The organism is Streptosporangium sp. LJ11 (genome assembly GCF_051918945.1).
GTDB lineage: Bacteria > Actinomycetota > Actinomycetes > Streptosporangiales > Streptosporangiaceae > Streptosporangium.
This window is the reverse complement of record NZ_JBPXMB010000052.1, coordinates 1-11,908: the sequence shown is the minus strand read 5'-3', so window position 1 is coordinate 11,908 and position 11,908 is coordinate 1. Positions and strand designations below refer to the sequence as shown.

Sequence of the window (11,908 nt, the reverse complement as noted above, 5' to 3'; positions counted from 1 at the left end):
ACAAGGCCGGGCCGGGTCACCGCGTCCGCCTGGAGCGGGCCGTGGCGTCGTGGCGGGCGAGGGCGCCGGCGAGGTCGCCGAGGTGCCGGGAGACCGGCCCCAGGGTGAGCAGGCCGCTGCCCGCCCCGGCCAGCTCCGCCGCGGCCGGGGCGAGCTCTTCGCGCGCGCGTTCCATCGTCTCCCGGTCGCCGACGGCGATCGCGGCCCGCGCGACGAGGCACCACAGGGCCTCGGACATCAGGTCGCGGGGCGGGTCGGGGACGTCGCGCAGCGCCTCGGCGGCCTCGGCGGGACGGTCCTGGGACAGCAGCACCAGGGGGCGGGTCCATGGCTCGTAGGGGCCCCAGTCGGTGACCCCGCCGGCGCACTCGCCGGTGTGCTCGTCGGCGGGGGCGGGCGACGCGTGCCGCAGGCGCAGGCACAGCAGCGCGAGCGGCAGCAGGCCGCCCTCCAGGCCGGGCATGCCGGCGCCGTCCAGCCGCGCGGCGGCGTCCCGGTAGGCCGCCGCGATCTCGGTCTCGGGTGCCCGCTCGGCCGCGGCGAGCCGCAGTGCCCGGTACCACCGGGTGAACACGCCCACCAGCGGCCGCTCGTGGCGCTCGGCCAGCCGGTCCGCGGCGGCCGCGTGCCGGTCGGCCTCGGTGAAGTCGGCGAGCGCGCCACGGGCCTGGACGCGGATGAGATGCCCGAGAATCCGGAAGGCCACCAGATCGTGCCGGGTGGACAGGGCGACCAGCTCGGCGCCGATCTCGTCCCTGCGCGGAGCCAGGCCCGTACGGTGGAAGGTCTGCATGAACACGCCGTTGAGGGCGAACGCCAGCAGCGCGGGATCGTCCAGGCGGCGGGCGATCTCCTCGGCCTCGCGGGCGGCCTGGGGCCCGCGCGCCGAGCGGGTGCCGCGCGACTCCACGGCGATCGTGGCCAGCAGGCCGGCCCGCGCCGCCTCGTGCGCGCCGGGCGGGATGCCGGCCAGGGCACGTTCGGACGCCGCCACGACACGCGCCGCCTGTTCGGGGTCGTCCGAACGGGTCCAGATCGCCGGGACGTCGTAGGCGCCGATCACCCGGGCGGTCAGTTCCACGTCGTCCAGTTCCTCGGCGGCGGCGATGGCCGCCAGGCGGTGCCGGCGAGCCGCCTCCAGCCCGGCGCCTCCGGTCACCGCGAGGCTGCGCAGCAGGCCCACCGCCGACTCCAGCCGGGCGCGGGGACCGGAGGTCACGGTGCGGTCGTAGACGGCGGCGGTCTGCGCCCACACCCGGGCCGCCGCCCCGCCAGGCCCGGACGCGAGGTCGAGGTGGTCGGCGTGGTGGAGGATGTCGGTCTCCAGGCGGCGGAGGGGCGGGCCCGGATCCACTCCCAGCTGCTGGACCAGCGTCGTTCGTGCCCGGCGCAGCACGGCGAGCGCGTCGCCCTGGCGGCCGGCGCGGTACAGCGCGAGCGCCAGCAGCCGCCAGGCGTCCTCGCGCCAGGGGTGCTCGGTCACGTGCGCGTCCAGGTCCGGCACCGCCTCGGCGGCCAGGCCGAGGGCCAGCCGGATCTCGGCCTGGCGCTCGACGGCCTGCAGCCGCACCTCGGCCAGGCGGGCGCGTTCCGTGCGGGCCCAGGTCCGGTCGGCGAACTCGGCGTAGGCGGGCCCGCGCCACCACCCCAGCGCCTCGGCCAGCCGGGCGAGCCCGTCCTGGGGCGGCAGCGTCGCGGCGGCCGACACCGCGCGTTCGAAGCGCCAGGCGTCCACCGCGCCCGGCTCGGCGCGCAGCGCGTACCCCGGCCCCTCGGTGACCAGCAGCCGGGCCGGGGTCCGGGGCGGGCGCCCGGGCTCCAGCGCGCGGCGCAGCGCGGCCACGAAGGTGCGCACCGCGCCCACCGCGCCGGGAGGCGGATCGTCCCACAGGTCCTCGACCAGGCCGGTGACCGGGACGACGCGACGGCGGGCGATGATCAGCCGGGCCAGCACCTCGCGGTGCCGGGGCCCCTTGAGGGCGATCACGCCTGCGGTACCGTCCCAGGCCGTCACCGGCCCCAGCACCCCGAACGTGACCCGCACCCCTTGACCCGTCCCTTCCCGGGGCATTCCCCCTGGCCACGGTAGCGCGCTGACCGGATGCTCATTCACGCCCGGCAGGCTGAAGGCGTCCAACCACCTACGGAAAAGAGCGCGACCATGGCGCCTGCCATCACCGGATTCGACTACCGGCGCGTCCCCGTCGCCGACGGCGTGTCCCTGAACGCCGCCGTCGGGGGGACGGGCACTCCGATCGTGCTGCTGCACGGTTTCCCCCAGACCCACCTGATGTGGCGGCACGTCGCCGCCGACCTGGCGGCCGACCACACCGTGATCTGCCCCGACCTGCGCGGCTACGGCGCCAGCGACAAACCCGCCGAGACCGACGGCACCGCCTACGCCAAGCGGACCATGGCCGCCGACGTCGTCGCCCTGGCCCGCGCGCTGGGGCATGAGCGCTTCGCGCTGGCCGGGCACGACCGGGGAGCCCTGGTCGCCATCCGCGCCGGTCTCGACCATCCCGGGACGATCACCCACCTGGCCAGCCTCGACGTGCTGCCCACGCTGGACATGTGGGAGGTGATGCACGGCACCACCGCCGCCGTCGGCTTCCACCTGTACCTGATGGCCCAGCCTCCGGGCCTGCCCGAACAGATGATCGCCGCCAGTTCCGACGCCTTCTTCGGGTACTTCCTGGACATCTGGGCCAAGGACCCGCGGGCGATCCCCGCCGACGTCCGCGCCGCCTACCTGGAGGCCTGCCGCGCGGCGGTGCCCTCGATCGTGGCCGACTACCGCGCCTCCGCCGGTGTCGACGTCGCCCACGACCTGGCCGACCGGGACGCGGGCAACCGGCTGCGGATGCCGGTCACCGTGCTCCAGCAGGACTGGGGGGCCGCCCTCGGCTTCGATGCGGCGGCGCTGTGGAGCGCCTGGGCGTCCGATCTGCGGCACATCCCCGTCACCTTCGGCCACTTCATGGCGGAGGAGGCCCCCGCCGAGGTCGCCAGGGCCCTTCGGGACCTGCTCTCGCGCCGGACGACCGGCCCGCGGTGACCCGCCGTCCGGCGTGACTCACCGCCCCGGCGTGGCGGGGGCCGCCGGGATCGGTGTGGGCGGGGGAGCGAGGCGACCCGCGCCGGTCGCCTCACGCTCCCGCCCCGCGAAGGCGGGTGTCCCTCAAGGGACCGGTGCGCGGCCCTCCCGTCGCCTCCGTCGTGCCCGCGGCTTGACTCTCAGGTGACTCGAGGGTGCGGATTCGTCTCGTGAGTGACAGCGCGGAGTTCTACACGATCGGCCGGCTCGCTCGTCGTACCGGCCTGCCGGTGCACACGATCCGCTTCTGGTCCGACAGCGGCGTGGTGCCGCCCACCGGCCGTTCCGACGGCGGGTACCGCCTGTACGACGCGGCGGCCGTCGCCCGGATCGACGCCGGGCTCGACCTGCGACGGCTGGTGCTGGAGAGGGCGGGCCGGGCGCTGGCCGACGGGGTCACGCCGGAGTCGGCCGAGGGCTGGCGCGTCCTGGGCCGCATCATCGGGCCCCGGCTGCCGCCCGCCGAGCGCGCCGGGCTGCGCGATCGGCTCAGGATGCTCGCCGACGCACAGGTGGAGCGCTACTGGGAGCTGCTGGGCGTCCTCAACGGCCGCGAGCCGTCCCCCTCGGTCATCCCCGCCTTCGACTGGGTGATCACCGCACTGGGTGCCCACCGCTGAACCCTCCGCCCGAGGGGGACCGGCCGGAGGTCAGGTCTTCTCGATCGAGTGGAGGACATCCAGATAGTGGCGGTTGTACATGATGCCGAGGATGTTCCCGAAGGGGTCGATCACCGAGGCGCCGACGAATCCCTCGCCGAACTCCCGGGGCGGCTCGTGCTCCTTGGCGCCCATGGACAGCAGCCGGTCGAGGGAGGCGGGCACGTCGTCGACGTGCCAGTAGGTGACGACGCCGGCCGGGCCGGTCTCCGCGTCGCCGGCGAGTTCCCGCGCGTAATCGCTGTCGAGCAGGCCCAGCTCGTGCTGGTAGTCGCCGAACCGGAACTCGATATATCCGGGCTTGTCGAAGTACGGCTCGACACCGAGCAATTCGGTGTACCACTCCTTGGCCGCGGCCAGGTCGGCGGCGTGAAATCTGACGGTGGTAAGTCCTCGTAACATCGGTTCTCCTTTCGTCGCCGCGAATACTTGCCGAAGGAGGTAAACGAAAACATCACATGGTGCACGGATTTCGTTTTCTACAAACGCGAGCGAAGATCTTATCGGAGTAGAACCAACCCTTTTGTCGGAAATGATATGGATGCCTCCGGCGGGCACGCGGGCGCTCCTGCGCCGGACCCGGGGCCTGGCTCCCGCCACCGTCGATCCCGAAGGGGTGACCGGGGCGGGACGTCACAGCAGCAGGCGTACCGCGGCGAGCAGCGTGAGGCCCAGCGTGATCCGTTCGAAGAGCGTGCGGTCGATGCGGCCGATGACGGCGCGCCCGGTCGCGGCTCCGGCGAGGACCGCCGGGGCGCCCAGCGCGGCGAAGACGAGGGAGGTGGGGGTGATGAGGCCCAGCGCGACGCTGAACGGCACCTTGAAGGCGTTGATCGTCAGGAAGAACCAGGCGCTGGTGCCCAGGAAGCCCAGCATCGGCAGGCCCGCCGCCAGGAGGTAGACGGCCATGATGGGGCCGGCCGCGTTCGCCGTCATGGTGGCGAAGCCGGCGAAGACGCCCGCGAGGGCGGCCACCGGGCGGCGGTGGGCGAGCGAGTCCTCCGGCGCCCGGCGCCGGTTCCACAGGTGAACGGCGATGATCACCAGCAGGATCGCCCCGATGAGCCGTCTCATCTGCGCGTCGTCGACCCAGCGCACCACCACGGCCCCGGCGACCACGCCCAGGGCGACCCACGGGAACAGCCTGATCAGCCTCGGCCAGTCGGCGTGGCGCCGGTAGGAGGCCACGGCGACCAGGTCGCCGACGAGCAGGAGCGGCAGCAGCGTGCCGGTGGACTCCTTCGTCGGCAGCACGAGCGCGAACAGGGCGATCGCCACCGTCCCGGTACCGGAGACGCCGGTCTTGGAGAAGCCCACCAGGAACAGGGCGGCCAGCAGGATGACCCACTGGACGACGTCGAGGGAGGGCATCAGCCTCGCCGGAAGGAGGAAGGGGGAGAAAAGGTCACAGATGACCGTACATGATGCGTCAGCTGGCGAATCCCCTGGCCGGGGGCCCGAAGATCTCCGGCGGGCGCGCCGGCGGCCTCATCGTCCCGGGGCCGGTGTCGAGGTCCGCGCCGGCGCGGATCGCCCGCCGTCGCCCGCCACGGCCTCGCGCGGCGTCGAGGCGGCCGTGTGGCACGCGCCGCGGCCGTCGGCGCGCACGACGATCCGGCCCGCCTCGACGCGGACGGCGGCCTCGGTCGCGTCGCTGACGGCCAGGACACCGGCCGCCGCGGCCAGGGCGCCCGAGTCGTCGAACACCACCTGCAGGCGCGGCCACGCCGAGGGCGGGAACGCCTGGCGCAGGCAGCCGCAGAAGTCGGCGACGACCAGCCGTGCCAGCGGTGCCAGCTCCCCGGGGTCGCCGGTGACCAGGACGGCGGTGATCGCGGCACCCGCCGGTGCGGCCCGTACCGCCTCCTCGGCGGCCTCGAGCCGGTGCAGCCCGAGGATCGCCACCACGCCGTCGCCGCCGTCGCCGGTGAGCCGCGCGGGCTCGCCGCGTACCGCGTCCACCGCCGGTGGCGGGGACCACGCCTCGTCGGCGGGACGGGCCCGCGGGATCCACGGCGTGGACGGCCACCTGTCGTCGAGGTCGAGGCCGGCGAGCCGCTCGCAGGCGCCGACGATGGTGAAGGGATCGGTGAAGCCGGGGGCGGCGGCGGCCAGCTGGCTCGCGCCGTGCAGGGTCGTGAGCGTGGCCTCGGCCACGCGCATCAGGCGGCCGTCGGGGGTGACGGGCGGGCGCAGGCGCTCCAGGGCGAGCCCGAGCAGGATCGCGTTCAGCTTCGTCAGCTGCGCGAACGGCCGCCGGGTTTGCTCGTCGGCGAGGATCTCGGGCATCAGGTCCACGCCGATCCTGGCCAGGCCGTGCCGCTCGTCGGTGGTCAGGGGAAGCCGGGCCAGCCAGGCGCGGGCGAGCGCGCCGAGCGCCTCGCGGGGGGTGAGGCTCGGCTCCGGGTTCGGCGGCTCGGGGGCACGCCCGGCGAGGTCGGCCAGGACCGTGAAGTACAGGGCCCGCTTGCCGGGGAAGTTGGAGTAGACCGCGCCGCGAGTGAGCTCGGCGCGCTCGGCGATGGCGTCGATCTTCGCGTCGCGGAAGCCGCGCTCGGCGAACTCCTCCGCGGCCGCGGCCAGCACCCTGGCGCGGTTGCGCTCCTGCAACTGCGCCCTGCTGAGCCGGCTCATCGTCCTCCTCGTCACCGCGTTGCCGTTGATTCCGATCCAAGATACCGTGACCACTCAGATGACAGGATCATCTGTTTACATCATTTGAAACCCAGGAGGACCCATGACCGCTGCCGGCCAGGACGTGAACGGCGTCCCCGAGGTCCCCGAGGTCCCCGAGGTCCCCGAGATCCACCTCACCGACGCCGAGGTGCTGCGCGACCCCTTCGCCGCGTACGGGCGCGCCAGGGAGATCTCGCCGCTGGCGCGGCTGGTGGCCCCGGGCTTCGGCCCGATGCTGGCCCTCACCCGGTACGAGGACGTCAGGACGATGCTGAGCGATCCGCGCTTCGAGATCAACGCCGCCAGCTTCATGCGGCCCGACGTGCCCGAGGACTGCCTGCCCTACATGCGGACCATGAGCGAGATGGACGGGCCCGAGCACCTGCGGCTGCGCCGGCTGGTGTCGCCGGCGTTCAGCGCGCGCCGCGCCGCCGAGTTCCGGCCGCGGATCGAGCCCATCGTCGACGCCCTGCTCGACGGCCTGCCCGGCGTGGCCGAGCAGGACGAGCACGGCGTGGTGGACCTGCTCGGGCACTTCGCCCGGCCGCTGCCGATGGACGTCATCTGCGAGCTGGTCGGCATCCCCGGCGCCGACCGCCCGCGCTGGCGCGAGTACGGCGCCACCGTCGTGGGAGGCGGCGGCCAGAGGTTCGCCGAGGCCATCCCGGGCATCATGGAGGGCGCCAAAGCGGCGGTCGCGCGCCGGCGCGCCGAACCCGGCGACGACCTGCTGTCGGACCTCATCCGCGCCCAGGCCGACGACGGCGACCGGCTCAGCGACACCGAGCTGGTCACCATGGTCTGGCACCTGGTCATGGCGGGGCAGACACCCACGAACCTCATCGCCAACGCCGTGGAGGTCCTGCTCACCCACCCCGGCCACCTCGCCGCGCTGCGCCAGGACGCCGGGCTCATGCCGCGCGCCGTCGAGGAGCTGACGCGCTGGTGCGGCCCGACGCTGCTGTCGATTCCCCGCTACGCGCGCGAGGACGTCGAGCTCCACGGAACGCTGGTGCGCAAGGGCGAGCCCGTGACCGCCGCGATCGCCGCCGCCAACCGCGACCCGCGCGCGTTCGCCGATCCCGACCTGCTCGACCTGGGCCGGGCCACCGGCACGGCGGGACACCTCGGATTCGCCCACGGACCGCATTTCTGCCTCGGGGCCTCGCTGGCCCGCGTGCAGACCGAGGTCGCGCTCATGGCGCTGCTGCGCCGTTTTCCCGGCCTGGCCCTCGCCCCGGAGAACGCGGGACGCGCGCCCGACCCGGGCACCTGGCGCCTGGCGTCGCTGCTGGTGACCCTCTGAACGCTCCGGCCCCACCCGCCCGTACGACCCGTCGAGGAGACGTTTTCCCATGGCACGCACCGGTGAACGCGGCGACCTGCTGAGATGCACGTTCTGCGGGAAGAGCCAGAAGCAGGTCATGCGGCTCATCGCGGGTCCCGGCGGCGTCTACATCTGTGACGAGTGTGTCGAGCTGTGCAACGAGCTCATCGAGGAGGAGTTCGGGGAAACCCCCGGCTCTCCCGGAAGCGGGCTCGGGAAGCCGCCGAAGCCGCGGGAGATCCACGACTTCCTCGGGCAGTACGTCGTCGGGCAGGAGAGCGCCAAGAGATCCCTCGCGGTGGCGGTCTACAACCACTACAAGCGCGTGCGCGCGCAGGCGCGGCAGGCCCCGGGCGGGGAGCCGGTCGAGCTGGGCAAGTCCAACATCCTGCTGGTCGGCCCGACCGGATGCGGCAAGACCCACCTCGTCCAGACGCTCGCCCGGATGCTCGACGTCCCGTTCGCGATCGCCGACGCCACCGCCCTGACGGAGGCGGGCTACGTGGGCGAGGACGTCGAGAACATCCTGCTCAAGCTGATCCAGGCCGCCGACCACGACGTCAGGAGGGCCGAGACCGGCATCGTCTACATCGACGAGATCGACAAGATCGGCCGCAGGGGCGAGAACCCGTCGATCACCCGCGACGTCTCGGGCGAGGGCGTGCAGCAGGCCCTGCTGAAGATCCTGGAGGGCACGACCGCGAGCGTGCCGCCGCAGGGCGGCCGCAAGCACCCGCAGCAGGAGTTCATCCAGATCGACACCACCAACGTGCTGTTCATCGTCGGCGGCGCGTTCTCCGGCCTGGAGCAGATCATCGAGTCCAGGACCGGCCACGGCGGCGCCGGATTCGGCGCCCCGATCCGGGCCGGGCGAGAGCGGGACGTCCTCGCCCAGGTCATGCCCGAGGACCTGCTGAGGTTCGGGCTGATCCCCGAGCTGGTCGGCCGGCTTCCGGTGGTGGCGACCTTCCAGCCGCTGGACCGTACGGCGCTGGTGCGGATCCTCACCGAACCGCGCAACGCCCTGATCAAGCAGTACCGCAGGCTCTTCGAGATGGACGGCGTCGAGCTGGAGTTCACCGAGGAGGCCGTCGGCGCGATCGCCGACCAGGCGCTGCTGCGGCGCACCGGCGCCCGCGCGACCCGCGCGATCCTCGAGGAGATCCTGCTCAACGTGATGTACGAGGTACCGGGCCGCGAGGACGTGGCCCGCGTCGTGATCGACCGCGACACCGTGCTCGGCAACGTCAACCCGACGCTGGTGCCGCGCCGCCACCCCGATCGCGGACCCGAGCGCCGCGACAGGTCCGCCTGAGAGCCCCGGACCAGGCGGCCACGGCCCTCGACCGGCGTCGATCGACGGCACCATGGAAACCGCCGGTTCCGCACCTTCGGGGGAAATGACTGTCCCGTTGTTCCTCGACCCCAAACTTCGGCATCAAGCTGAATCCCAGCCTCGTCGCGCCGGTCTTGCCGGCCACCAACACCCAGTCGGCATCCAGCAGCGTCCACGCGCCGATCAGCTCTTCCGGCTCCCACTCACGATCGCGGTGGCGAACACCCGCCGCGGCTACGCGGTCCCGCCGGACCGAACGGTGCGCGACTTCGGCCTCCGGCGCGGTGAGAGGGCCCGGCGCTGTAGCCGTGTGACCAGGCGTTTGCGAGGGTGACATCGAGATCCGGTCGGTGATGCTCGAGCCCGCCGAGTACGCCGTGCTGAGTCCGGAACGCGAGGACTACCTGCGGACGCAGATCGCGCACCGATCAGGTTTCCGCGCCGCGCCCGTCTGTATGTGTGATATCGACTCACGAGAGGCTGGCACGATGCGGAAACTGATCTTCGGCATGAACGCGACCCTGGACGGCTACATCGCCGCGACCGGCGACGACCTCGGCTGGAGTGGGGGGGAGGGGCCGGACTCATCGCCGAGCGACGAGCTGTTCCAGTGGTGGTCCGACCGGGTGGACGCGACGGACCTGGCGCTGTACGGGCGCAAGTTATGGGAGGCGATGAGCTCCCACTGGCCGACCGCCGACAAGCAGCCGGGTGCCACACCGGCGGTGATCGAGTTCGCCGGCCGCTGGCGGGACATGCCGAAGGTGGTGTTCTCCTCTACGACCGGCACGGTCGACTGGAACACCCGTCTGGTCACCGGCGACGCGGTCACCGAGATCACCAGGCTCAAGGCCGACGACGGCGGCCCCATGGACATCGGCGGCGCCACACTCGCCGCGGCGGCCATGCGGGCCGGGCTGATCGACGAGTACGTGATCGTCACCCATCCGGTCCTGGTGGGCGGCGGCACGCCGTTCTTCACCGCCCTGGACAACTGGGTGAACCTGAACCTGGTGGAGACGCGGACGTTTCCCGGCGGCGTGGTGCTGACCCGATACGAGACGAGGCGATGAGCACGGGCCAAATGCTCGTCTCGTGAGGCCGGGTCGAAATCCTTCCTGGCGTGCTCACCGTGACCCTCGGCGATGAGGGAACCTTTTCCCGGCCCTTCCTCCCGTTCCGAGTGAGCTGTTGACCGACTCGCTGAAGATGAGGACGACGGCGTCGTCGATCATGACGATGTTCTTCGGATGCCCCGCCGGCAACGCCGGCGGGGCGGTGGTGTTCGAGTTGTCGCGTTGGTGTCCAGCTGGTCGGGGTGCTCATTCCGCGGTGACTTCGGTGACGGCGGCCCGCGCGCTGGACTCGTCGACGATGGGGACTCGTCCGATCACAGCGTCGCGGGCAGGCTCAGCCATGGTTTGTCGGTGGCGTCGAATCCGGTGAGCTCGGCGATCTTCCCGTCGACGATGTGCAGGACCGCGATGGTGAACAAACGGTATTCCGGGTCGCCGGGGGTGCGGAGGTACAGCACGGCGGCCGGCATGCGGTTGACCGTCGTGGCGATGCAGCGCCAGTCGTCGTAGCCGCGCTGGAAGAGCCCACCGGAGACCCAGCCGTCCACCGCGTCCTTGGCCGTGACGATCAAGGTGCCCGGCTCGGGCAGCATCGCGAAGCGCAGGTCGTCGCGCAGCAGGGCCATCAGCCCGTCGAGGTCGTTGCGCTCATGGGCGTCCATATACGACTTCACCACGCCGCGCTCGTCATCCGACAGCTCGTGCGTGGCAGGGCTCCGCCAGTCGAGGCGGCGGCCGGGCAGCTGCTCGCGCATCGTCACGCGCGCCCGCTGCAGTGCGCTGGTCACCGATGCGACGGTCAGCTCGAGGGCGTCGGCGGCCTTCGACGCCGGCCAGCCGAGGACGTCGCGCAGGATGAACACCGCCCGCTGCCGCGGCGGCAGGTGCTGGACGGTGACGATGAACGCCAGCTCGATCGTCTCCCGCGCCACCACCGATTCCTGCGGGTCCTCCGGGAGCATCCGGTCCGGGTAGGGCTGCAGGTAGCTCACTTCCGAGTCCGCGCCCGGCAGCTCGGCAGGCACGGGTGTGCGGTCGTTGCGCTTCTCCAGGAAGTCGAGGCAGGCGTTCGTCGCGATCCGGTACAGCCAGGTCCGCGGCGCAGAGTGGCCCTTGAACGACTCCCGCTTGTTCCACGCCCGCAGGAACGTCTCCTGCGTCATGTCCTGGGCGTCCTCGTAGTTCGCGAGCATCCGGTAGCAGTGCACCTGCAGCTCACGCCGGTAGCGCTCCGTGATGAGCGCGAACTGTGCTGCGTCATTTGAGCGGGCCGCCGCGATGAACGCGGCCTCGTCGTCGCCTAGCAGTCTGGCGTCGGTCATGGTCGTCAATCCTTCCGCGGGTGGCGAGGGGCTACCGGAACTGACGACGTGGCGGAGGATTTCTGAGCGGTGAGGCCGCTGACACCGGGCCGTTCGTCAGGCCGGATGGGTCGGGTCGATCCAGGGGACGTGTTCGGGCCGGGCACATCCTCGATGTCGAGGTGGGGTCCCCGTAGTACTGCGGAAAGATCGGGCGGATATGGCTGGTCTGGCTGATCCAGTGTAGGAATCGCCGGTGTGCGGGCCGGCGGCGATGCCTTCGGGATAGACCCGGTCACCAAGCACCTGCAGCGTGGATGCCCCGTCCTTCAGGGCGGGGAGGAAACGCGGAACAGTCACGGATGAGGGTCTCCGGGTTTTGTCGGTGGGCTTCGGTAGGTTGATTGACGTGTCCCGCTTTCGGCTTCAGCCCACG

10 protein-coding genes are annotated in these 11,908 nt (G+C 72.4%); 5 read left to right on the top strand and 5 right to left on the bottom strand.

The window, feature by feature from the left end; genetic code table 11:
* Positions 1–16: 16 nt before the first annotated feature.
* Entirely contained in the window at positions 17–2,044 is a 2,028-nt protein-coding gene (locus tag ACTOQ3_RS42150; RefSeq protein ID WP_440089588.1) for an AfsR/SARP family transcriptional regulator, read from the bottom strand.
* A gap of 117 nt (positions 2,045–2,161) precedes the next feature.
* Here ACTOQ3_RS42150 and ACTOQ3_RS42145 point away from each other — a divergent pair, with 117 nt between their 5' ends.
* Complete coding sequence (locus ACTOQ3_RS42145; protein ID WP_440089586.1) at positions 2,162–3,058, top strand: alpha/beta fold hydrolase; 897 nt, start codon at positions 2,162–2,164, stop codon at positions 3,056–3,058.
* A gap of 209 nt (positions 3,059–3,267) precedes the next feature.
* On the top strand, positions 3,268–3,717 hold the full coding sequence (locus ACTOQ3_RS42140) for a MerR family transcriptional regulator (RefSeq protein WP_440089584.1): 450 nt from the start codon (positions 3,268–3,270) through the stop codon (positions 3,715–3,717).
* Between the two features lie 30 nt (positions 3,718–3,747).
* On the opposite strand, the gene ACTOQ3_RS42135 is transcribed toward ACTOQ3_RS42140, so the two are convergent.
* From ACTOQ3_RS42135 to ACTOQ3_RS42125, 3 genes are all read right to left on the bottom strand, one after another.
* Positions 3,748–4,158 carry a VOC family protein gene (locus tag ACTOQ3_RS42135; RefSeq protein WP_440089582.1) on the bottom strand — a complete coding sequence of 137 codons (411 nt, stop codon included), beginning with the start codon at positions 4,156–4,158 and terminating at the stop codon, positions 3,748–3,750.
* 231 nt (positions 4,159–4,389) lie between these two features.
* Positions 4,390–5,127: a sulfite exporter TauE/SafE family protein gene (locus tag ACTOQ3_RS42130; RefSeq protein ID WP_440066792.1), complete on the bottom strand. Its 738-nt coding sequence runs from the start codon at positions 5,125–5,127 to the stop codon at positions 4,390–4,392.
* A 117-nt stretch (positions 5,128–5,244) separates the two neighbouring features.
* A complete protein-coding gene (locus tag ACTOQ3_RS42125) occupies positions 5,245–6,390 on the bottom strand; it encodes a TetR/AcrR family transcriptional regulator (RefSeq protein ID WP_440089581.1) in 1,146 nt (381 codons plus the stop codon).
* A 103-nt stretch (positions 6,391–6,493) separates the two neighbouring features.
* On the opposite strand from ACTOQ3_RS42125, the gene ACTOQ3_RS42120 reads away from it, so the two are divergent.
* The 3 genes from ACTOQ3_RS42120 to ACTOQ3_RS42110 all read left to right on the top strand — a co-directional run bounded on the left by ACTOQ3_RS42120 (position 6,494) and on the right by ACTOQ3_RS42110 (position 10,168).
* Positions 6,494–7,738 carry a cytochrome P450 family protein gene (locus ACTOQ3_RS42120; RefSeq protein ID WP_440089579.1) on the top strand — a complete coding sequence of 415 codons (1,245 nt, stop codon included), beginning with the start codon at positions 6,494–6,496 and terminating at the stop codon, positions 7,736–7,738.
* Between the two features lie 49 nt (positions 7,739–7,787).
* Positions 7,788–9,074: an ATP-dependent Clp protease ATP-binding subunit ClpX gene (gene clpX / locus ACTOQ3_RS42115; RefSeq protein ID WP_440089576.1), complete on the top strand. Its 1,287-nt coding sequence runs from the start codon at positions 7,788–7,790 to the stop codon at positions 9,072–9,074.
* A gap of 509 nt (positions 9,075–9,583) precedes the next feature.
* Positions 9,584–10,168, top strand: coding sequence for a dihydrofolate reductase family protein (locus ACTOQ3_RS42110; protein ID WP_440089574.1), 585 nt, complete (start codon positions 9,584–9,586; stop codon positions 10,166–10,168).
* 317 nt (positions 10,169–10,485) lie between these two features.
* Here ACTOQ3_RS42110 and ACTOQ3_RS42105 read toward each other — a convergent pair whose 3' ends face one another.
* Positions 10,486–11,493, bottom strand: coding sequence for an RNA polymerase subunit sigma-70 (locus tag ACTOQ3_RS42105; RefSeq protein WP_440089573.1), 1,008 nt, complete (start codon positions 11,491–11,493; stop codon positions 10,486–10,488).
* Between the last annotated feature and the right edge of the window lie 415 nt (positions 11,494–11,908).